This window comes from Ruegeria sp. AD11(2025), assembly GCF_056542405.1.
Genome location: NZ_JBQFZU010000034.1, coordinates 12,809 through 34,785 on the forward strand (window position 1 = coordinate 12,809; position 21,977 = coordinate 34,785).

The following is a 21,977-nucleotide window of genomic DNA, read 5'->3' on the forward strand; positions in this document are numbered from 1 at the left end:
GGATCTCCTAATGAGTTTGGCAGTCTGAAGGGTGGGTAGTATCCGATCTGAAGGTCTTGATTTAATTGAGCGTCTGGATGGGCTTCCTAAGATACCGCCGGTGACAGTTCCTTGTTCGCGTACCGTTCGCGCAGCACGTTCTTTTGAACTTTTCCCATAGTGTTTCGTGGCAATTCCGGGACAAGTTCGTAGCGGCGCGGATGCTTAAAGCGCGACAGCTTGTCCCTGATGGTCCCCGCAATCCGATCCGTGTCAAGTTTTTCGCCTGGCTCTGCGACCAGAGCGGCGATGATTGCTTCACCGAAGTCGTTGTCGGGGACGCCGAAAACCGCCGATTCCAGAACACCGTCGATGTCGTTCAGGATGTCTTCAATTTCTTTGGGATAGACGTTGTAACCACCAGTAATGATAAGGTCTTTTGACCTGCCCACTATCGACAGATAGCTATCCTTACTGTACTGGCCCAAGTCCCCGGTGATGAAAAACCCGTTCTCTCGCAGTTCTTCGGCGGTTTTCTCGGGCATCTGCCAATAGCCTTTGAACACGTTGGGGCCGCGAACTTCGATCATTCCAACCTCGCCTTGGGCCAATGGCTCTCCGGTTTCAGGGTTGGTCACGATCACCTCGGTGCCGGGTAGCGCCATGCCAACAGTTCCCGCGCGACGCTCACCACTGCAAGGATTAGAGGTGTTCATGTTCGTTTCGGTCATGCCGTAGCGCTCAAGGATACGGTGTCCGGTCCGCGTTTCGAACGCCCCTTGTGTTTCGGCCAGCAATGGGGCTGAACCGGAAATAAACAGACGCATGGTCCCCGTGACCTCTTTGGTGAAACCTTCATCCGCTAGCAATCTGGTGTAGAAAGTGGGTACACCCATCAGAAGGGTCGAGCGCGGCAATTCCTCCAAGATCAAGCCAACGTCGAATTTTTCCATCAGCCGAACTTCGGAACCGGCAAGGAGTGATGTGTTCATCGCCACGAACAGACCGTGCGTATGAAAGATCGGCAGTGCGTGAATCAAGCGATCGTCGTTTGTAATCCCCCACAGATCAACGAGAGCATGGGCGTTGGATAGCAGGTTTTGATGGCTCAGCATTGCGCCCTTTGAGCGGCCTGTGGTGCCTGACGTATACAGCAACGCCGCAAGGTCGTCCGGTGCGCGATCCACGGTTTCGAATATGGCGGGCTGCGCGTCTGCCTCAAGGCTCAGGCTCGGAGTATCGCCGCCGAGGGTCAGCAGCTTGGCGCCAGATCGGGTCGCCAGTTTTCCGATTTCAGCCTCGTCTTTGCCGTCGCAGACGACCATCGCAGGTTGGGCATCAGAGATGAAATACTCCAGCTCTGGCAATGTGTAAGCAGTGTTAAGCGGCAGGTAGACTGCACCTGCCTGAACCGAAGCGGCGTAGAGCGCAATCGTATCGGCCAACTTGGGGGCTTGCACAACGATGCGATCGCCGGGGGAAACTCCGTTGATATGCAAAACATGCGCGATCTGCGCCGCACGCTTCAAAAACGCGTGGTAGGACACCACTTGGCCATCATCGAGTTCCAGGAACGGAGCCTCGTTTCCTTCATGGTGAGCAAACAAACTATCGTAGAGGGTATTTCTCACTCTGTATGTTCCCTTGGCTTGGCAGCAAGTGCGGCGGTTGATGCCGCGCGAACTGAACGCGAGGCTTCGATTGTCGCGTGTGTTGCGAATTCTTCGTGATGACGTTCTGTTTTGTTCAAATCATAAAGGTAGTTGACCATCGCACCGCCGGATTGTGATCGTCCGTTTGGCGATAAATCGGCTTCGGCGTGCAGCTCATGCAACTCGGCACCATTGCCAAGGTGGAAGCGGGCCACGGGATCCAGCGGCATCCCATCCTCGCGCTTGGCGAACAACAGGTATCGGGCGGCCATCGCGCGCAAATCTTGTGGCGAGGTTGTTGCCTCAAGCACGGCCTCGGCGGCGTGGCCGTGCTCAGGGTGTTCTGTCTCGCCCGCCAACCAACGGTTAAGCCCTGGTATTGGCGACAAGGTCACAAAGGTATCAATCCCCTGAAGCTCTCGCGACAGCTCGGTCACAACCTGTTTGATCAACAGGTTTCCAAAGCTGATACCCATTAAACCCTTCTGGCAATTTGAAATGGAATAGAACGCCGCGACTTTTGCTTGTTCGGCTTGGATCGGTTCCCGACCTTCCGACAAAAGCGCATCAATTGCGTCTGGAACTTCAGCCGTCAGAGCAACTTCGACAAAAATCAGCGGTTCATCCGGCATCGAAGGATGGAAGAACGCAAAGCAACGACGATCCGGCGGATAGAGCCTGCGTCGCAGATCGTCCAGATCGTTGATCTGATGGACTGCCTCATAGGTAACGATCTTGTCCAGAACGCGGGCTGGGGTATCCCAACTGATTTGCTTGAGGACAAGAAAGCCCCGATTGAACCAGCTCCGCAACAAATGGATGAAATCAATATCTGTTCGTTTGAGCTCGGGGTTGGATTTGAGAAAGCGCAACAGGTCAACGCGCATTGATACGAGTTCTTGTGTCGCGCCGGAAGGTTGGTTCAATCGGCGCAACAACTCTTGCCGTCTGGGTTCCGCAACGTCACTAAGCTTTTGATATAAATCGACACTTCGGCCCTTGGCATAGAGGCTTGCCACTTCGGCAAGCTGATCCGCGTCCAGCTCAAGTTGGTCATTCAAATAGGCGAAAAACTCCAATTTCTCGGGGTCTTCCAAGGTTTGGTAGCGATCAAGAATTGTGGAGGCGAGGGTGAAACCCGATACTTCGCCTTCGGTGGACAACAAGGCCTCACAAAGCTCTACAATTGATCGGTTGTCATCGTTGCCGCGCCTTTTGCCGGGACGGTCGAACAGCTGATTCAGCAGATCGCCCAGAAACCAGTTCCGCTGCATTTCAGGACTCCATCTGACTGCTCAGGTACTCACCCGTTCGGCGGTAGTGGTTGAGCAAGTGCCGGGTTGCGCTGTCCACGTCGTGGTCGAGTGCGGCATCTAGAATTTGCTGGTGTTCGGCAGCGATATCGCGCTTTTTGTAACTTGGCCCTCCCGCTGCCAGATACCGGTAGCGAATGTTGAGGTCGTAAAGCTGCGAGCAATACCGTAGCAGCAACGGCAGTTTTGCATTTTCCAACAAAGCCATATGAAACGCTTTGTGGGCGTCTTCGAAGTCAGGTGCACCTTTTTGACCGGCCTTTTTCATATGGTGATGACGCAAGACAAGCCTGTCCTCCCAAGCTCCGTCTGCATTGGAGATGGAAGCGCGGAGCGCTGTTTCCTCGAGGTTGCATCGCAGCAATAGTATTTCCTCGAAGTTGGCTTTGCTGACTGGCGCTGCTCGAAATCCGCGCTGATCGATCCGTTCGACCAGCATGTCAGAGGTCAGTAGGCTAAGCGCTTCGCGAACCGGGCTTGCGCCGGTGTCCAGAAGACCACGGAGTTGTTCGATCTTAAGCTTCTGCCCGGGAGGCAACTCGCCTGTGAGGATCATATCGCGCAGCCTTCGATACGCACCATGAGTGGCCGATTTCTCTTTGCCCTCGGTATCAAGCATGACGTCCATATCCGACTTTTCCTCTTTGAATGCGCAATCTTTGAAGTGCTTTTAACTGAGGGCGCTTGTTCCGGTCGATAGGCCGACTGAGAGGTTCAGAGAGCCTTCGTTGATCATCCAGCGCCGAAGCACAAAACTGCGCGCCCCGCTCTTATGCATCGGATCGTCCTCGGCCAGCTTTCGAGCGGCCTCAAGGCTGTCGGCGCGGTAGATGATCAGGCCCATTCCCTGCATGTGCTCACCGGTTTCATCCGACATTGGCCCGGCAAAAGCCAGCCGACCCGAACGTTCAAGTTGCGCCTGATATGCCAGGTGACCGGGCAGTGAAGCCTTCACATCTTCGGGCGCTTTGGCTGGTGTGCTGTGAGCAACATAAAGCTCCAAAGCCAATGCGCCACGGTTCTTTGCTTCTGATTTGTAGTCCGTCCAAGCGACCATTAGCACTCTCCAAAAATATCGATATTATTTGACATATTTCAAAATAGTCGGCAAAAATCAAGCGAACTGATATGGATGGTGAAAATGAAATACCTGGTGGGAGAGACTTCGGAAGGCACTGCGGTTTTTGCCGTAAGTGACGAAAATGCAGTAAATTTAACGTCTTTAGACTCTGGCGTTGGCACAGATCTGATGGGACTGATTGCCAATCCGGGTTTGAGCGACTCACTCGCCGATAAAATCTCGGCAGCGGTGTCTGTGCCAGTCTCGACTATCACCCCGGCTTTGCCAGTGGCCGACCCCGGCACGATTATTTGCATGGGATTGAACTATACCGACCACATCAAAGAAGGTGGATACGATACCCCCGAGTACCCTACGCTGTTCATGCGTGGAAAGAACTCAATCATGGCGGCTGGAAAACCCATGGTGCGACCGGCGGCTTCCGAGCTTTTCGACTACGAAGCGGAACTGATGCTGATCGTTGGGAAGCGCGGTCGTCATATCTCGGAAGAAGACGCGCTGGACCATGTGTTTGGTTATACTGTTTTCAACGATGGGTCGGTGCGGGACTATCAGCGCAAGACGGTTCAGTGGACGCCGGGCAAGAACTTTGACGACACCGGAGCAATTGGTCCTTTCACGGTTACCCCGGATGAGTTGCCCGAGGGAGCTTCGGGCCTGAAAATCGAAAGCCGCGTTGGCGATGAAGTCCTACAAAGTTCAAATACCACCAACATGATCTGGGGCGTCCGCCAGGTGATTGCGACAATTTCAGAGTTCATGACCCTCGAACCGGGCGATCTGATTGCATTGGGAACACCGCCGGGCGTGGGCCATGCCAAAAAACCCGAACCTCGCTGGTTGAAGCCGGGTGAAACCGTCGAGGTAGAGATCGAATGTATCGGCATATGTGCCAGCCCGATCGTCGACGAAAAAGATACCAGATCGAAGGTGGCCGCAGAATGAGCGCACCGACTGGGGCAGAACTGGAGGCACTTCGCGCCAAAGCGCAGCAAGATCATCGTGATCTGCGTGCGCGCATTCCTCGTCTGTCGGATGACGCAATCGCCTTGATCCTGCGCGAGTCCAGGTCTCACTACGCATGGACCGACGAACCGGTTTCCGACGCGTTGCTTGAAGAGATCTACGACATCACGATCAACGGCGCGACCAGCATGAACACGCTGCCTGCCCGTTTTGTTTTCGTGAAAAGTGCCGAAGGCAAAGAGCGACTTGCCAGGTCTTTAAAACCAAAGAACGTTCCAAAGATGAGGGATGCGCCAGTCACGGCCATCATTGCCTACGACTTGGAGTTCTGGAAGGAGCTGCCCTTTCTTTTCCCGCACGAAGATCGCCGGCCATTGTTCGAAAACAATCCCGACTACGTGGCCGACACTGCGTTTCGCAATGGAACGCTTCAGGGCGCTTACTTCATGATCGCGGCCCGGGCTGTCGGGTTGGACGTTGGCGCCATGTCAGGCTTTTCGAACCGGATCGTCGACGAGGAATTCTTCGCCGGCACGACGCTCAAGTCGAACTTTCTTTGCAATCTGGGCTATGCGGACGAAACCGGTTTGTTCCACAAGCTGCCGCGTTTCCCATTCGAAAAGGTTTGCTCATATGCATGAGGAGGGGGCGCAGTGGCGATGAAAGTGAAACCTGTCGTGACGTACCGCACGACAGCCCAGTGCCCGACACACACGCGCGCTGAGATTGCAATTCGCGATCCTGATGTGATTGTCGACAGGCCCGTCGAACGAGGTGGAACAAATCTAGGCCCGTCTCCAACCGAAACCGTAATGGCGGCCCTGATCGCCTGTACCAACGTCATCGGACACAAGAACGCACACCGGTTGGGAGTTGATCTCGGCACGGTGACAATCGACACGAAATGCAGGCTGGATCGGCGCGGTGTCCTGATGGAAGAGGAGATCGATGTTCCGTTTCCCGAAATCGAACTCACTGTGAAGTGCGATACGCCCGCCAGTCAGCAGGAACTGACACGCGTGGGCGTGGAGACAGCCAAGTATTGCGCCATCGCAAAACTGTTTGAAGCGGCAGGCACGGACCTGACCGTCAACTGGGTCAAAACAAAAAATAAATAAGACCCGACTTTCTGGGAGGAGAGAAATGAAAAACTGGACCAAACGCAGCCTAATGGGCGCCGCTTTAGCTAGCGTTATGGCGCTGCCCGTTGCCGCAGAAGAAACCATTTCCGCGGTCGTGATTGATGGCTACCCCGACCGTGCGTTGTGGGTGAAGGAATTCACCAACTTCTTCATTCCAGAAGTGGACAAGCGGCTGGCTGAGTCCGGTAACTACAAGATGAACTGGCAGGAGAACTATGGCGGTTCGATCGTAAAACCCAAAGGTGTTCTTGAAGGTGTACAACTGGGTTTGGGCGACATTGGCATCGTCACAACCATCTTCCATTCATCCAAGCTGCCCAGTCAGGGGATCTCAGGCTCGACACCATTCGTCGCGTCGGATGCCCGCGCGGTGGCCAAAGCCGTGGATGAGATCGCGCGAGAATACCCGGCAATGCAGAATGAGTTCGCTGCGCAAAATCAGGTCTATCTGGCGACGGGTGTTGTGCTCGACACATATCAGATGTTCTGCTCAGAGCCGGTCGAGAAAGTTGCAGACCTTGAAGGACGCAAAATCGCGGGTGCCGGCCTGAACCTGCGCTATCTTGAGGGTATCAAGGACGCGGCGGGCGTTCGCGGAGGCCTCACTGATTTCTACAACATGGTTCAAACCGGCCTTGTCGATTGCGTGATGATTTGGCCGGAAGCTTCCAAGACGTTCAAGATCGTAGAAGTGGCCCCATACATGTTGAAGGCAGACCTTGGCGCGGTGAATACAAAGACAGTCACCGTCAACGCCGATTACTGGGCAAATCTGCCCGATGAGGTCAAAGACGTACTCCAGGCCGTGGCTATCGACTACCGTGACCACGTGGCAGGCATTGCGATGGACCGAGCCTCTGCGTCACGAGATGCCTTTGTAGAAGCTGGCGGATCGATCATTGAAATCTCGGATGAAGACCGCGCTGCGTGGGCAAATGCGATGCCCAATGTTGCGCAGGAATGGGCTGCAACGCTGAATGAGAACGGCGAGCAAGGCACGGATATGCTGGCCGCTTATCTCGGCAAGCTTCAGGATGCCGGTTTCACTGGTGTGCGCGACTGGACGGCCGAATAATCGTTCGGCGACCCGAGAAAGGGGCCATACATGCTGAAGACCGCAGTTGCCGTTCTGTCGCGGGTCGCTAATTCGCTTGCAATAACTGCCAACGCTTTGGGCACGCTCGTCGTCCTTGCGTTGGTGGTCATTCTGAATGTCGACGTCGTTGCGCGCGGGCTGTTTTCGGCTCCGCTTCGAGGCACTTACGAAATGGTGCAGTTTTCGGTCGTGATGATCGTTTTCCTGCAACTGGCCGACGTGGTCAGAGTGGATCGGCTGACGCGCTCGGACGGGTTTCTGAACCTGCTGCACCATCGCCGCCCTGGTCTGACGGGCAATCTGAGGCGCATCATCAATGCCATCTCGGCAATCTTCATGGGCCTAATTGCCTATGTAACCTTTCCGGAATTCCTGCACATGTGGGAGACGCAGGACTACTTCGGAGTTCCGGGTCTTTTCACACTGCCATGGTGGCCGGTCAAACTGGTCATCGCGTGCGGTACTGCGCTTGCCTGCGTGATCTTCCTGCTCAAGGTTGTCACGGCGCAGGACCGCCCGCATCTAATTCGCACCCCTGAACATGACGAGGCCGCAGAATGACGCCGATTGAGATTGGCCTGATCTCGGTCATCGCCATCGTCTTTCTGATTTACGCAGGCGTTTACATTCCTGTCGCACTGGGCGTGGTCTCGTTCGTGTCGATTTGGCTGATGCGGGACAATTTCACGCTGGCTCTGAACCTGTTGAAAGTGGCGGTCGGCGACAGCGCGATGGAATACAGCTTTGCAACCATCCCGTTGTTTACCTTCATGGGGCTCATCGTTTCAAAGGCCGGGTTGGGCAGGGACATCTACGAAGTCATGACCATGCGATTTCGCAAGGTCAAAGGCGGTATCGGAATGGCAACCGTCGGAGCCAACGCCGTCTTTGCCGCAGTTACAGGGTCGTCAATTGCGTCGGCATCGGTGTTCACCAAAGTTTCGGTCCCGCAGATGATGGCGCAGGCCTACAATCCGCGTTTTGCTGTTGGTGTGGTGGCCGGGTCTTCGGTGCTGGGCATGATCATCCCGCCTTCGGCAATGTTGATCATATACTCGTTTGTCGCCGAACAATCCGTTGGGGACATGTTCCTTGCGGGAGTTATACCGGGCATCATGCTGGCAATCGCCTATGTTGGCGCGATTTGGGTCATGGGACGTTTCACACCATCATTCGTTGGGGGCCGGGTCGTCGAAGACACCGAATGGATGTCCAAGCGCGAGATCGCATCCAAAACCCTGCCGACATTGTTCATCATCACCGTGGTGCTCGGCGGCATTTACACGGGGTGGTTAACCGCTGTCGAGGCAGGGGCAGCCGGGGCATTGGTCGCGCTGGTTATCGCCGTTGCGCGCAAATCCATGACGCCCAGAGCCTTCTGGGATGCGTTGCTGGAGACCGGCCATATCACAGCGGCGATCCTGTTCCTGATCACTGCAGCGTCAATCTACAGCCGCATGCTGGGACTCGCTGGTCTGCCCAACCAGTTGCAGGATTTGCTTGCAGGGAATTCCGCGTCTTTCTGGTCGATCATGCTGCTCTATGTCCTGCTGATGCTTTTCTTGGGAACATTGCTCGACACAGCATCGATCATCCTGATCGTCGTCCCGTTGTTCCTGCCCATGGCCGAGGCCCTTGATATGTCGCTGATCTGGTTCGGGATTATCACCGTGGTCGGAGCTGAAATCGGACTTCTGACCCCGCCTCTGGGCATATCGTGTTTTGTCATCAAATCTACGATCAACGACGACCGCATATCGCTCCAGGATGTGTTCATGGGCGCACTTCCCTTTGCGTTCGTGATGCTGATCGTTCTGTTCATTCTGATCGAGTTCCCGATCCTCAGCCTTGCCCTGATTTAAGGAGGCCAAGATGCGCTCTGTCACCAATGACAATATCACCGACGTCTTCATGGGATACCTGTCCAAAGACACCGATCCGCGGATGCGTGAAATCATGGGGTCCCTGGTCAAGCATCTTCATGACTTCGCGCGCGAAACCAACCTGACGCATGACGAATGGCGCGCTGGGATTGCGTTTCTCGAGGGTTGTGCCGCTGTGGAAACCGAGGATCGCCACGAGTTTGTGCTGGCGTCGGACGTCCTGGGCCTGTCATCTTTGGTGGACATGCTGCATTCAAGTCCAGACGCAACAAGTTCGTCGGTGTTGGGCCCGTTTCACGTATCCGGCGCACCTCCGCTGCCCATGGGTGGGGATATGAAACGGTATTACGGCGGGCCGGTTCTGCTTGCTGAAGGCGTCATTCGGGACACAGAGGGCAATCCCATTGCCGGCGCAGAACTCGACATATGGCAAACGGCCCCCAATGGCCTTTACGCCAGTCAGGATGAAGAACAGGACACCTATTCTTTCCACGGGCTGATGACAGTTGGCGATGACGGCAGATATGCTTTCACCACAGTTAAGCCTGTTGAATACACTGTGCCGTCTGATGGGCCAGTCGGCGATATTCTGCGCGCTTGCGGTCGCCATCCGTGGAGGCCCTCACACCTACACTTTATCGTCAAAGCCCCCGGCTATCGCTCACTCGTGACCGAGATTTTTCCGGACGACGATCCCTATCTGGATCAGGATACGGTCTTCGGCGTTCGGGACGATCTGGTGATGACGTATGTCGAACGACCCGCTTCAGAATTTCCCAATGACATGGCACTTTCAGGTAAGATCACTGAACCTTACCTGCACGTGAATTTCGACGTCACGCTTGCTCGGGACTGAACGCTATGGAGGATGTTTGAAATGCTAAGATATACCTTCATTTTAGGTGCATGGCTGTTCTGCGGTGAGGCCATCGCGGAAGAGCGGCCGATCTTCGATGCGCATATTCACTACAGCCATGATGCCGTCAAACTGGTTCCGCCCGAACAGGTGGCCAAAATCCTGCGGGATGCAGGCGTGCGGAAAGCCCTGGTTTCCAGCTCGGACGATAACGGAACGCAACTTCTTTTGGCTGCAGCGCCGGACATCGTTGTTCCGGCACTTCGCCCTTATCGGCGTCGTGGTGAGATCAACACCTGGATGCACGACGAAACAGTTATCGACTATCTGGAAGCAAATCTGGCTAAGAATGACTATGAAGCCATCGGCGAATTTCACGCCTATGGAAATGACATTAAGACGCCAGTCATCCAGCACATGATCGCGCTGGCCAAAGAGCGGAACCTAATTCTGCACCACCATGGTGATCGCGAGGCGGTAGACCTGATTTTCGAAACCTGGCCGGAGGCTCGGGTGTTATGGGCCCACTCAGGTTTTGACGATCCGGGGAAGGTGGTCGACGCTTTGAACGCGTATCCCCGGCTTTGGGCCGATCTGGCGTTCCGTTCCGATATGGTCTCGCGGGGCCGTGTCGATCCGGATTGGCAAGCTGCGTTCGAAGCGCATCCTGATCGGTTTATGGTCGGTACCGATACGTTTGCACCGGAGCGTTGGTATTACGTCGGCCCGCATGCAGATTTTTCACGCGAATGGCTGGAATTGCTTCCAGATCAGATCGCAGACAACATTGCCTATGCCAACGCAGAACGTTTGCTGGCATCAAAATGATCCGCTGGCTCGTCTGGTTTCTGGCATCTTCCGGCGCGGCCATCGCTTGTGAGGCGACGGGGCAACGGATGAGTACAGAAACTCAGAACGCACCTACGGTGTATGTGGCTGTCGACGAAATCCCGTTGGCCCAGCCGTTTTCGATACTCCTCACGGTGTGCGGTGAAACTGCCGTAAGTGAAATGCGTGTCGATGCAGTCATGCCTGCTCACCAACACGGGATGAACTACCTTCCAGTTGTCACTGCAATAGGCGACGACGTGTTCCGTATCGATGATATGCTGTTTCACATGCCGGGAATGTGGGAACTGCAAGTGGACGTCGAGTATAACGGGCAAACGTTATCCTACACTTCTGACTTAGCGTTGAAATGAAGCTGTGGGTGACAGTCGCGTTCGTGGCCCTAACGAGTGTAGTGCGTGCTGAGGTCTTGCTATCAGAAGACGAGATCCAGCAAACGTTGTCCTTCGGGCCGTGGCCGCCACCAATCCAGCCGGATCCAAGCAATAGGGTTTCAAACGATCCCCGAGCGATTGCGCTGGGCGCTGCGCTTTTCGATGATCCGGTGTTGTCGATTGACAGTGCATTAGCCTGTGCAAGTTGTCACGACCCCGAGCAGGCATTTACCACGCTCGATCCGCGTGCGTTCGGTCGCGTGCTTTTGGATCGGAATACGCCATCGCTGCGGAACCAGGCTGGTCTGCGATGGTACGGGTGGGGCGGAAAGAGCGATAATCTTTGGGCAGCCAGCTTGCATCCGATCATCGAAGAACAAGAGATGGCGCACAGTAAGGAAAGCCTGAAGAGGGCCATTTCCGAAAGTCCCGATGTCAATGATTTTGAGGATATTTTTGGCGAAATTGAAAGCCAAAACCCCGATCTGGTGTTGGTAAACACTGCCAAAGCCCTATCAGCTTATCTGGAAACTCTGGTAACCGAGCGGACACAATTTGACGATTTTCGCGACGCGTTGGAGCGCAGCGATCTGGCAGAGGCTGCGAACTACCCCGAAGCTGCCCAGCGAGGTCTTCAGCTCTTCTTGGGGCGTGGGAATTGCGTGTTCTGCCATAATGGCCCGAGATTTTCCAACAACGAATTCCACGACGCTGGCGTACCGTATTTTCTGAGCAAGACAAAGGTCGATGAAGGGCGGTTCGGAGGACTGAATTTTTTGCTCTCCAGCCCTTATACATTGGACGGAGACTGGACTGACGATCCGGAAAAGCAAGGCGCGTGGGCGGTCCGAAATGTGCGACGAAGCCATTCTGATTTTGGAATCTTTCGTACGCCCAGCCTGCGAGGCGTGGCGGAAACCGCCCCCTACATGCATGACGGCAGCCTGGATGATCTTGATGCCGTGGTCCGGCACTACAGCGAAATCGACACGGAAAGGCTTCACACCGACGGCGAGGCGGTTCTTTCGGAACTGAAATTGACGGAACAGGAGATCGCGGCCCTCGTGGCGTTTTTGGAGACTTTGTCCAGTGCTACGCGGCCTTGAGATACTCTAATGCAGCCTGAGTACCGCCTGTATTGTGCGGCACACCGCTTTTGGCGAGTCCCATTTCTACGCCTGAGAGTGTGCCCATCAACATCAGGTCGTTGAAATCCCCCAAGTGACCTATGCGGAAAACTTTGTCGGCCACTTTCGACAGGCCATTTCCAAGTGAGATGTCATAGTGTTCCAGCGCCGTCGCGCGGAAGGCATCCGCAGAGTGCCCTTCCGGGACTTTAACAGCGGTCAGGACGCCCGATTCCTGACCTTGGCGAGTACACAGTACCTCGAGACCCCATGCTTGCACGGCAGCCCGTGTCGCGGCTCCGTGGCGGGCATGCCGAGCGAATACGTTGTCCAGTCCTTCTTCATGCAACATATCGATGGCCTCAATTAGTCCGTAAAGAAGATTGGTGCCGGGGGTATAAGGGAAAAACCCTTTCAGGTTTGGCCCGACCATATCCTGCCAATCCCAATAGCTGCGTGGCGTTGTAACGGATTTTGAATGTTCCAACGCACGATCGCTTACAGCATTGAAGCTCAGACCGGGTGGTAGCATCAGTCCCTTTTGCGAACCTGAGACGCAGACATCTACGCCCCAGTCATCAAACCTGAAATCGATCGATGCAAGGCCAGAGATTGAGTCAACCATAAGAAGCGCGGGGTGTTTTGCTGCGTCCATAGCGCTGCGCACGTCCTCGATAGGTGAGACTGACCCTGTCGACGTTTCGTTGTGGACAACGCAGACCGCCTTGATCTCGTGCTGATTGTCCATTCGCAGGTGGTCTTCAATCTGATTGGGGTCCGCACCACCACGCCAATCCCCTTCAATTAGCTCGGGCTGCAATCCTATTTTTTTGGCCAATTTGTTCCACATGAACGCGAAATGTCCTGTTTCGTACATAAGAACTTTTCCGCCCGGCGACACTGTGTTCACAAGCGCAGCTTCCCATGCGCCTGTCCCGGATGAAGGGTAGATAAAGACGTTCTGTTTTGTCTTGAAAATCGTTTTCATCCCAGCGAGGGCCTTGTGGCCTACTTCTGCAAAATCTGGCCCGCGGTGGTCGATGGTCTGCTTGCTTATGGCCTTCAGGATGCGTTCCGGCACGGCACTTGGCCCTGGGATTTGCAAAAAATGTCTGCCCGCCTGGCGCATCTGAGCTGATCCTTCCGTTGGTGTCATGAAAGTGGCGTGATTACCTATTGGCAAAATTTAATTATGAATTCATTATTCAGTCAACGGTGAAGTGAAGCTTCTTATTGGCTAGTTGGGAAGAGAAGGCGAACCCGATGCTTGAACATGGATCGTTGCACCGCCGACTGTTGTCAGATGTCCAGGGAGAGGTGACGGCTGACCCTGCATCGCGCGCACGATACTCGACCGACGCTTCGATCTATCAGATGGTACCGAAGGCCGTGGTGGTTCCCCGATCCACAGAAGATATACAGGCTGTGATGTCTGTTGCGCGCGACGAAGGATGCTCCATTCTTCCGCGCGGCGGCGGCACATCGCAATGTGGGCAAACGGTCAATCAAAGCGTTGTCCTGGATAACACCAAGCACTTGAATCGCATTATGGACGTGGACGTTGAAAACCGTGTCGCGCGTGTTCAGCCGGGTGTCGTTCTGGATCAACTGAACCAAGCATTGAAACCGCATGGTCTGTGGTTTCCTGTTGATCCCTCAACCGCGTCGCGCTGCACGCTTGGAGGAATGGCCGCCAACAACTCTTCAGGCGGAAAATCCCTGCGCTACGGGATCATGCGCGACAATGTCCGTGCAATAAGTGCAATCCTCAGCGACGGAATGGAAGCACGGTTCAGCGCCGATATGGCGGCACCTGGCGAGTATGCGGATCTTGTTGGAGACATGCGTGCTCTGGGGCGTCGCGAGGCTTCGGAAATTGATGCCCGGTTTCCTAAAGTTCAGCGTCGTGTGGGCGGATATAATATCGATGCGCTCGTAGGTAACGACGTCAACATGTCCCATTTGCTGGTGGGGTCAGAAGGTACGCTGGCATATTTCACAGAACTGGAGCTGAAACTGGCTCAATTGCCGGGTGAAAAAGTTACCGGCGTGTGTCATTTCCCGACGTTTCGTGCTGCGATGGAGGCTACGCAGCACCTCGTGACGCTCAGACCGCAGGCAGTAGAGTTGATCGATGACACCATGATCGCATTGGGGCGTGAAATCCCGTTGTTCCGCAGTACGATTGAGGCGTTTGTTGAAGGCGACCCCGAAGCCCTGCTGCTGGTGGAATTCGCCGAGGGTAGCGCTGAGGACAATGCTGCAATACTGGTTGAGCTTTCCCAACTGATGGGAGATCTCGGGTTTGATTTCAGCGGGATTGAAAACCGTTGGGGCGGAGTTGTATCAGTTACTGATACCAAACTGCAAAACTCGATCGCGGAATACAGAAAATCTGGGTTGAACGTGATGATGTCGATGAAAGAGGCGGGTAAACCGATCTCGTTCGTTGAAGACTGCGCCGTCCCGTTGCCTGATCTCGCCGATTACACCGCTGGCCTGACTGAAATTTTCGCCCGACACGGCACAAAGGGGACATGGTACGCGCATGCCTCAGTCGGGTGTTTACATGTTCGTCCTGTGCTGAATATGCGGCAGGATAAGGACGTCCGGACAATGAGAGCGATTGCCGAAGAAACCTTTGATCTGGTCAAGAGATACAAGGGGTCTCACTCAGGCGAACACGGCGATGGAATCGTGCGATCAGAGTTTCATGGCAAGATGTTTGGCCCGCGCATCGTTTCTGCGTTTGAAGAGGTTAAAGACCGGTTCGATCCCGATGGGTTAATGAACCCCGGCAAAATCGTGCACGCGCCTGCCATGGATGATCGCCGCCTATTCCGCTACGGCCCGAACTATTCAGTTCCGGAATTTGAGGCGGCGTTGGACTGGTCGGCTTGGCCGGGTGCCGGAGGAGGATTCCAGGGCGCCGTCGAGATGTGCAACAACAACGGTGCGTGCCGCAAGCTCAAGGGCGGGGTTATGTGTCCCTCTTTCCGTGCGACCCGAAACGAACGTGATGCCACACGTGGGCGGGCAAACACGTTGCGTTTTGCCATCAGCGGGCAGTTGCCGGGCGGTTTAACCTCGGACGCAATGCAGGACACGATGAAATACTGCGTGTCTTGCAAGGCTTGCGCGCGTGAATGCCCGACTGGCGTTGATATAGCCCGCATGAAGATCGAAGTGCTTTCAGCGAAGCGCAAAAAAGACGGGCTGACATTGGCAGATAAATTAGTAGCTTATCTGCCCAGATATGCACCTAAAGCAGCAAAAGTTGCGTGGCTATTGAATACCCGGAACAAAATTTTTCCTTTGCGTAAACTACTGGAAAAACCGACTGGAATTTCGGCGCGACGTGACTTACCAGTGTGGTCTTCAGACCCGTTCCGGGATGGCGAGGCACAGGACGCTGATCCGCAGGTTCTTCTGTTTGTCGATGTGTTCAACCGGTATTTCGAGCCTGACAATCTACGCGCCGCGGTCCGGGTCCTGCGTGCGCTAGGACTGCGGGTCGCCGTAGCACGGGATGACCAAACTGGAAGGTCGCTGGATTGCGGGCGCACTCTTTTGGCTGTGGGTTGCGTGGAAGAGGCGCGTCATGAGGCGCAGCGCGTGATCGACGCGACGCGAGAGGCAGTCGCTCAAGGGGTGCCGGTGGTCGGACTTGAACCATCCTCAATCCTCACTTTTCGTGACGAATATTTGGCTCTTTGCCCGGGACGGGATGCAGAACTGTTGTCGCAAGCCACGTGTACCTTCGAGGAGTTTTTGGCCGGCCAATCGAACTTGCCCCTGAAACCGTTGAAGCACCCAATATACGTACATGGACATTGCCACCAGAAAGCGCACGATGCCGTCACACCGATGCTTGATCTTCTGAAGCGTATTCCCGAGGCGCAGGTGCACATGATTGAAAGCAGTTGTTGTGGTATGGCCGGGGCATTTGGATACGCGCCCGAAACTATCGATGTATCGATCAAGATGGCAAAGCTCGACCTGTTTCCAGCTTTAGAAAAAGCGCCTGCGGATGCAATCGTAGTGGCGGATGGAACATCGTGCCGGCACCAAATCACTGCGGGTACCCTGCGACAGCCCATGCATGTCGCGCGCCTGCTGGAAATGGCACTTGATGAATAGGAAGTGGCAATGAATCTGACGGACAGCATCAAGCGCACGACGTTACATGAAGAGCTGGTCGAACGTTTGCGCAATCTTGTTGTAGAGGATGTGTTGAAGCCGGGTGAAAAAGTGCCCGAGAAGCAGCTTTGTGACTCCTTGGGTGTTTCACGGACACCACTGAGAGAAGCCTTAAAGGTTCTTGCATCAGAAGGTTTCGTGGTGCTTCAGGCCAATCGTGGTGCTCGCGTTGCAAGTGTAACGAGAGAGGAATTGGAGAACACGTTTCCAGTGCTTGCAGCGCTTGAGCAACTTGTGGGTGAACTGGCCTGTCAGCAGATGGACGCCGCAGAATTTCAACGGATTGAAAGTAGCCACAAGGATATGCTGAGCGCGTACGAGGCGCGTGATCGGCAGGCGTATTTCAAAGCCAATCAGGACATCCATCAGGCACTTATTCAGAGCGCGCGAAACGAAATTTTGGAAAACCACCACAAGCTTTTAGCCGCGCGGGTCCGCCGTGCACGTTTTATGGCCAACTTGTCGGACGAACGCTGGGCGCAGGCAATTGATGAACATGAAGCCATGATGGAGTTGCTTAAAGCCCGCGATGCAGATGGGCTTGGAAAAACCATGAAGCTTCACATGATGAACAAACTTTTTGCTCTTGTGAAAGCGCTGGAGGCAGAGGACGAGACACCTCGCTAAATTCTCGTCAAAAGCGCCTACCAGCTTCCCACGGATGCGCTGCTAGTCGGTGCTGAGACTAGGAAACAGAGGAGATAGCCCACAGTCCTCAGCAAGTTTGTTAAGGTCTCGACAAAGAGCGGGGTTCAGCCTCACACCGTCTTTGCGGCGGGCCTCTGCGGCAGCCGTTTTGCCGTCTCCGGGCAAGCGCACCGGGTCATGACCGGGCAGGGGGGCGGATGCGCGCATTTCAGAGAAGACGCGGGCTGCGTTAGAAGCAAAGTCATTGCCCATCCCAAAGGCTGCCGGATTGAGCGCCATAACGAACTGGCCGGTGTTTGTGGATGAAGTTGTATCCGAGGTGAAATTGACCACGTCAGAGCCGAATGCCGCGCCATTCAGCACCCCGGCCATCAACCCGATAGCCACGGAAAGGCCGAAACCCTTCGGACCTCCGATCGGCAAAAGAAACCCTTCTGATTTGCGGGCAGGGTCCGTTAACGGATTGCCATCACGCCCAACCATCCAACCTTCGGGCATAGGTTCGCCTTGCTGCAACAGGGTTTTGATCTTACCCATCGCGGCAACGGTCGTCGCCATATCGAACACAAACGGGTCCGGGCCATCGGCAGGGGCAGAGAATGCGATGGGATTGGTGCCAAGAAGCAAGTCGCTTCCGCCATAGGGCGGTACGTGGTTTGCACTGCCCACCGCCGCAGCCATGCCAAGCAACCCAGCCTCGGCTTGCGGGCGCACATAAAGTGCCAGTGGTCCTGCATGATTGCCGCGCCGAACACCAACCCATCCGATGCCGACCTCTTTTGCCTTTTTTACTGCAAGATCACGTGCCGCCGCCATAGCCAGGTGACCAAGGCCGTCATCGCCGTCAATCAACGCGGTTGCGACGGTTTCATGTTCAATAGTGACGTTGGGCGTGGGATTGCACCCGCCACCTGCTAATCGGGCAAGGTACTGGCGCAGGCGAAAAACCCCGTGAGTGCCATAGCCGAAAATGTCGGCCTCAACCATCAGCGAGGCCACCCTGTCCGCATCGGCTTCTGGCACACCTTGCGTTTCGAGCGCGCTTGCCACAAATTCACGCAAGCTCTGGCAGTCTATTTTCACAGGCTCAGAAGTCATCTCTGCCAACCTGCTCTTTGTGCCAGAACACCAGCTTACGCTGTGTCCAAACCACTGACGCAAATACAGCGAGACCAACAAGGCTTAGATACAGGATCAAGGAGAACACGCGCGGAGTGTTGAGCTGCGAAGCTGCAACACGGATGAGTTCACCAAATCCCTTTCCGCCACCCAGGAATTCTCCTGTGATCGCGCCAGCCATAACACCGACTGCTCCGATTTTGAGGCCGGTGAAAATCTGTGGCAACCCAGTCGGCAGCTTCATTTTGATCAATGTCTGCATCCGGCTCGCACCCATCGTCTTGAACAACATGCGCGCGTTTTCGTCGGCGGCGTGAAGCCCAGCCGCAGTACCAACTACGATTGGAAAGGTTGCGATAAAGGCCGCAAGTGCCACCTTGGATTCAATGCCGAACCCCAGCCAAGCCACAAATAGCGGTGCGAACGCGACTTTTGGCATCGTATCGATAGATACCAAATAGGGCATCACGGCCTTCTCGCCAAAGGCCGTTTCGCCAACCAAAACGCCCAGCGAAAACCCGATCGCGATTGCCAGCGCAAAACCGTAGATGACTTCCTTTATCGTGATCCACAGCGCACCAAGCATGTAACCGCCGGTCAAAAGGTTTTGCCCCACGAAGATCATATCTTTGAGGGTTTCCATCGGCGTCGGTAAAATGATCGGAGAGACCAGCTTAAAACTGGTCACAATTTGCCAGGTACCGACGAATACCACGAAGACAAAGGTCATCGCCAACCAGCGGGGGACCGAGTCGATAAAGTGAACTTTCTGCTCCCATACAGTGTCTTCTGCGGTATCAGCGTCTTTTACGGAAGGTGAGTAATTCTGAACTTCGCTCACATTTCTTCTCCCTTATCCAGGAGGCTGCGAATGTAGTCTACGATAGCGCCGAATTTTGGTGTAGTCATCATATCGAGCGTTCGTGGGCGCGGCAGGTCGACCTCGACGATTTCAGCAATCCTGCCCGGGCGCGGTTTGAGAACGACGATTTCGTCAGACAAAATAACGGCCTCCTGAATGGAGTGCGTTACAAGAAAAGCAGTCGCATCCTGTTCCCGGCATATCCGCTGCAATTCCATGTTCATCATATCGCGCGACAATTCATCGAGAGCGCTGAATGGTTCGTCCATCAAAAGCACGGCTGGTTCTGTGATCAGCATTCGGCAGATTGAAGCGCGCTGCGCCATGCCGCCTGACAATTCGTTCGGATATACGTTTTCGAACCCTTGCAAACCCACGATGTCCAAAAGTTCCTGCGCCTTGGCCATAGCTTGCTTGGCCGCCGCCTTTCCATCGCGGATTTCAATCGGCAAGACGATGTTTTCTACGGCCGTTTTCCAGGGGAAAAGCGTCGCTTGCTGAAACATCATACCGATGTCCCGGCGTGTCCCTGTGACCGGTTGTCCCTGAAGGATCACACGCCCCTTGGTGGGCGGGATCAGGCCCGCCATGATCTTGAGCAGAGTTGACTTTCCGCACCCGCTGGACCCGATGACAGATGTGAAGCTTCCTTTCCGAAGCGTCAGATTTATGTCCTCGAGCGCGACAACCAGATTGCGCGCATAGGTCTTGCTTACGTGGGTCAACTCGTAGACCGGCGTGCCCAGGGGCGCGCCGGAGAACTCATGGGTGACTTCAGCGTTCATTTGCTGGCGGCCTCGTTGCCAATGGCAGCAAACTCATTGGTCCACGCAGCGCTCAGGTCATCAAGTGGCCCTGAAATTTCGCCCCCTGCGACCAGCGCATCTTGCCATTCTTGCCAAACCTCGGCGGGATACCATCCCAGACCATTGCTTGGATCTGCTGCTATGGTTTTTGAACGCACGGCATCGAACAGCGCTGACTGGAACTCTTTGTCCTCGCCTTCCTGCGGATTTCCGTCCGCCAGGTGCTTCAACACGGCTTCGCGGTTGGCATCATCGAGCGCAAAAGCGTGTCCACGTGCGAATGCGCGGCTCCAGGCCTCAACCAATTCGCGGTCATTGGCGATTGTGTCAGCCATAGTTGCAATACCGTTTCCGAAGAAGCGCCCGAATTCCGCAGGCGTGATGTCACGCACCGCCATACCGCGCTGGTTCAGGATTGCCGTATCAGCCGTCGAAGCAGAATAAGCGTCAATTTCGCCGTTCAGGAAAGCCGCAGTTGCTGGGCCGCCATCGCCGACGGTCAGGAAGGTAAAATCTTCACCCTCTTTCATGCCAGCCCCGGTCATTACGTTTCGTGCAAAGCCCACTTCAGCGCCATCCGCGGTACCTGTTCCGATGACTTTGCCCCGCAGTTCTTCGACGTTTTGAATGTCAGAGTCTTCCGGCACGGCGATGCCAAAGTTGCTGCGGGCGGCAACGTTGTAGATGTGTACGGCATCCACGTCGCGCGACCGTGCGGCAATCAAGGGGCCAGGTCCTGGGCGACCGAAATGCGCTTGCCCGGCGGATAATGCCTGAAGCACGGCGCCCGAGCCGTTAATCGCCTCGACAGTTACATCCAAACCTTCATCCGCGAAGTACCCTTCTCCAATGGCAACAAACACCGGAAATGAATTGATTGCCGAAGGGCTTGGCTGCACGAAAGTAATTTTACGCAAATCCTGCGCAAAAACCTGTGTTCCCAATGCTCCCGCTACCGGTACCGCCGAAAGCAAAGACGCTGTGAAAGTCCTTCTGTTCATCATTGTAGTCTTCCTCCCTTGCATGGTTGGCGTCCCGCATATTCAGCAATGCAGGAGCCACTTAAACGGCGCGCACGGTATTCCTGAGCGTGCCGATTTCTGAAATTTCACAAACCACGATGTCCCCGTCTTTCAGGAACTGTGGAGGGTTCATCGCATACCCAACACCAGACGGCGTGCCAGTCGCGATAACGTCGCCAGGTTCCAGGGTCATGCCCTCCGACAGGGAAGCGATCAGCGTTGGAATGTCGAAAATCATGTCCGCCGTCGTTCCGTTTTGGCGCTGTTCACCGTTGATCGTTATTCCAATTGATAATGCGTGTGGATCGCTTACTGCGTCGGCGGTCACTATTAAGGGACCCAATGGGCAAGACCCATCCAAACCCTTGCCTTTGAAGTACTGCCCACCATGTCGGCGTTGGATGTCACGAGCGGTGATGTCATTGAGGATAGTATAGCCGAATACATGCTCGTATGCGTCAGCCTTAGCTATGTTGCGCCCCGGTTTTCCGATCACAATTGCCAGTTCAACTTCATAGTCTATGGCCTGCGAAACCTTTGGAAAAATCAAAATTTCGGCCTCTGGTGCCACAATGGACGTCGGCGGTTTTGTGAAGAACACCGGATGCTCGGTTACACCAACTTTCTGGTTTTGCGCCCGATCACCCTCGGCGATGTGTTCAGCGTAGTTGCGCCCAACGCAAAACACGTTTTTACGCGGAGCAGGAATTGGAGCCAAAAATGGTGCATCAGCGGGCACCAACGCGTCTGTCAGTTCTCCTGATTCTGCTGACGAAACGAGTGAATTTAAGGTCTTAAGCGTAACTTCGCCGCCTGCAATCAACTGCTGCATCGTACTGGCATCCAGCGCCATGCCAAGGATTTGTGCTGCGTGCAAAACGTCCAATCTGCTGCCATCGGCAAGTATTGCCACGCAAACTGCGTTGCCCTCTACGGAAACAGTTGCTAATCGCACTCGGCTCTCCTCCCTAGTGCTGATGCAAAGCTCGGGTCGCGGGCTCT

General features: G+C 54.9%; 22 protein-coding genes. 12 read left to right on the forward strand and 10 right to left on the reverse strand.

Features of this window, described 5'->3' with window-relative positions:
• Positions 1-86: 86 nt before the first annotated feature.
• Genes ACR1XY_RS21275 through ACR1XY_RS21290 form a run of 4 tightly spaced genes read right to left on the reverse strand, consistent with a single transcriptional unit; the run spans position 87 to position 4,001 of the window.
• Positions 87-1,610, reverse strand: coding sequence for a malonate--CoA ligase (locus tag ACR1XY_RS21275; protein WP_480596237.1), 1,524 nt, complete (start codon positions 1,608-1,610; stop codon positions 87-89).
• Positions 1,607-2,905 (reverse strand): malonyl-CoA decarboxylase, encoded by a 1,299-nt coding sequence (locus ACR1XY_RS21280; RefSeq protein ID WP_480596239.1) that lies wholly within the window; start codon positions 2,903-2,905, stop codon positions 1,607-1,609. The genes ACR1XY_RS21275 and ACR1XY_RS21280 overlap by 4 nt, the downstream gene beginning before the upstream one ends.
• Before the next feature lies 1 nt (position 2,906).
• A complete protein-coding gene (locus ACR1XY_RS21285) occupies positions 2,907-3,572 on the reverse strand; it encodes a GntR family transcriptional regulator (protein ID WP_480596241.1) in 666 nt (221 codons plus the stop codon).
• A gap of 42 nt (positions 3,573-3,614) precedes the next feature.
• Positions 3,615-4,001 carry a YciI family protein gene (locus tag ACR1XY_RS21290; RefSeq protein ID WP_480596243.1) on the reverse strand — a complete coding sequence of 129 codons (387 nt, stop codon included), beginning with the start codon at positions 3,999-4,001 and terminating at the stop codon, positions 3,615-3,617.
• An 84-nt stretch (positions 4,002-4,085) separates the two neighbouring features.
• Here ACR1XY_RS21290 and ACR1XY_RS21295 point away from each other — a divergent pair, with 84 nt between their 5' ends.
• Genes ACR1XY_RS21295 through ACR1XY_RS21340 form a run of 10 tightly spaced genes read left to right on the forward strand, consistent with a single transcriptional unit; the run spans position 4,086 to position 12,297 of the window.
• Positions 4,086-4,970, forward strand: a complete 885-nt coding sequence (locus ACR1XY_RS21295; protein WP_480596245.1) for a fumarylacetoacetate hydrolase family protein — start codon at positions 4,086-4,088, stop codon at positions 4,968-4,970.
• Positions 4,967-5,632 (forward strand): malonic semialdehyde reductase, encoded by a 666-nt coding sequence (locus ACR1XY_RS21300; RefSeq protein WP_480596248.1) that lies wholly within the window; start codon positions 4,967-4,969, stop codon positions 5,630-5,632. Before ACR1XY_RS21295 ends, ACR1XY_RS21300 begins: the two co-directional genes overlap by 4 nt.
• A gap of 18 nt (positions 5,633-5,650) precedes the next feature.
• The gene (locus tag ACR1XY_RS21305) at positions 5,651-6,109 is read left to right on the forward strand and encodes an OsmC family protein (protein ID WP_480596302.1); all 459 of its coding nucleotides are present in this window, start codon (positions 5,651-5,653) and stop codon (positions 6,107-6,109) included.
• Between the two features lie 25 nt (positions 6,110-6,134).
• A complete protein-coding gene (locus ACR1XY_RS21310; protein WP_480596249.1) occupies positions 6,135-7,208 on the forward strand; it encodes a C4-dicarboxylate TRAP transporter substrate-binding protein in 1,074 nt (357 codons plus the stop codon).
• A gap of 30 nt (positions 7,209-7,238) precedes the next feature.
• Complete coding sequence (locus ACR1XY_RS21315) at positions 7,239-7,790, forward strand: TRAP transporter small permease subunit (RefSeq protein WP_480596252.1); 552 nt, start codon at positions 7,239-7,241, stop codon at positions 7,788-7,790.
• Complete coding sequence (locus ACR1XY_RS21320) at positions 7,787-9,091, forward strand: TRAP transporter large permease (protein ID WP_480596255.1); 1,305 nt, start codon at positions 7,787-7,789, stop codon at positions 9,089-9,091. The genes ACR1XY_RS21315 and ACR1XY_RS21320 overlap by 4 nt, the downstream gene beginning before the upstream one ends.
• A gap of 10 nt (positions 9,092-9,101) precedes the next feature.
• Entirely contained in the window at positions 9,102-9,968 is an 867-nt protein-coding gene (locus ACR1XY_RS21325) for a dioxygenase family protein (protein WP_480596257.1), read from the forward strand.
• Between the two features lie 21 nt (positions 9,969-9,989).
• A complete protein-coding gene (locus tag ACR1XY_RS21330; RefSeq protein WP_480596259.1) occupies positions 9,990-10,796 on the forward strand; it encodes an amidohydrolase family protein in 807 nt (268 codons plus the stop codon).
• On the forward strand, positions 10,793-11,170 hold the full coding sequence (locus tag ACR1XY_RS21335) for a hypothetical protein (protein WP_480596262.1): 378 nt from the start codon (positions 10,793-10,795) through the stop codon (positions 11,168-11,170). The genes ACR1XY_RS21330 and ACR1XY_RS21335 overlap by 4 nt, the downstream gene beginning before the upstream one ends.
• An 8-nt stretch (positions 11,171-11,178) precedes the next feature.
• Positions 11,179-12,297 (forward strand): cytochrome-c peroxidase, encoded by a 1,119-nt coding sequence (locus ACR1XY_RS21340; protein ID WP_480596264.1) that lies wholly within the window; start codon positions 11,179-11,181, stop codon positions 12,295-12,297.
• On the opposite strand, the gene ACR1XY_RS21345 is transcribed toward ACR1XY_RS21340, so the two are convergent.
• Positions 12,284-13,447: a pyridoxal-phosphate-dependent aminotransferase family protein gene (locus tag ACR1XY_RS21345; protein ID WP_480596266.1), complete on the reverse strand. Its 1,164-nt coding sequence runs from the start codon at positions 13,445-13,447 to the stop codon at positions 12,284-12,286. The genes ACR1XY_RS21340 and ACR1XY_RS21345 overlap by 14 nt on opposite strands.
• Positions 13,448-13,581: 134 nt before the next feature.
• Here ACR1XY_RS21345 and ACR1XY_RS21350 point away from each other — a divergent pair, with 134 nt between their 5' ends.
• Complete coding sequence (locus ACR1XY_RS21350; protein ID WP_480596270.1) at positions 13,582-16,458, forward strand: FAD-binding and (Fe-S)-binding domain-containing protein; 2,877 nt, start codon at positions 13,582-13,584, stop codon at positions 16,456-16,458.
• A gap of 9 nt (positions 16,459-16,467) precedes the next feature.
• Positions 16,468-17,145: a GntR family transcriptional regulator gene (locus tag ACR1XY_RS21355; protein ID WP_480596273.1), complete on the forward strand. Its 678-nt coding sequence runs from the start codon at positions 16,468-16,470 to the stop codon at positions 17,143-17,145.
• Positions 17,146-17,187: 42 nt separating this feature from the next.
• Here ACR1XY_RS21355 and ACR1XY_RS21360 read toward each other — a convergent pair whose 3' ends face one another.
• The 5 genes from ACR1XY_RS21360 to ACR1XY_RS21380 are packed head-to-tail and all read right to left on the reverse strand — an operon-like array spanning position 17,188 to position 21,930.
• On the reverse strand, positions 17,188-18,264 hold the full coding sequence (locus tag ACR1XY_RS21360) for an Ldh family oxidoreductase (RefSeq protein ID WP_480596275.1): 1,077 nt from the start codon (positions 18,262-18,264) through the stop codon (positions 17,188-17,190).
• Positions 18,254-19,126: an ABC transporter permease gene (locus tag ACR1XY_RS21365; protein WP_480596277.1), complete on the reverse strand. Its 873-nt coding sequence runs from the start codon at positions 19,124-19,126 to the stop codon at positions 18,254-18,256. Before ACR1XY_RS21365 ends, ACR1XY_RS21360 begins: the two co-directional genes overlap by 11 nt.
• Complete coding sequence (locus tag ACR1XY_RS21370) at positions 19,123-19,932, reverse strand: ABC transporter ATP-binding protein (RefSeq protein ID WP_480596280.1); 810 nt, start codon at positions 19,930-19,932, stop codon at positions 19,123-19,125. The genes ACR1XY_RS21365 and ACR1XY_RS21370 overlap by 4 nt, the downstream gene beginning before the upstream one ends.
• Positions 19,929-20,957, reverse strand: a complete 1,029-nt coding sequence (locus ACR1XY_RS21375) for an ABC transporter substrate-binding protein (protein WP_480596282.1) — start codon at positions 20,955-20,957, stop codon at positions 19,929-19,931. Before ACR1XY_RS21375 ends, ACR1XY_RS21370 begins: the two co-directional genes overlap by 4 nt.
• 58 nt (positions 20,958-21,015) lie before the next feature.
• Positions 21,016-21,930 (reverse strand): fumarylacetoacetate hydrolase family protein, encoded by a 915-nt coding sequence (locus ACR1XY_RS21380; RefSeq protein WP_480596285.1) that lies wholly within the window; start codon positions 21,928-21,930, stop codon positions 21,016-21,018.
• Positions 21,931-21,977 lie beyond the last annotated feature (47 nt).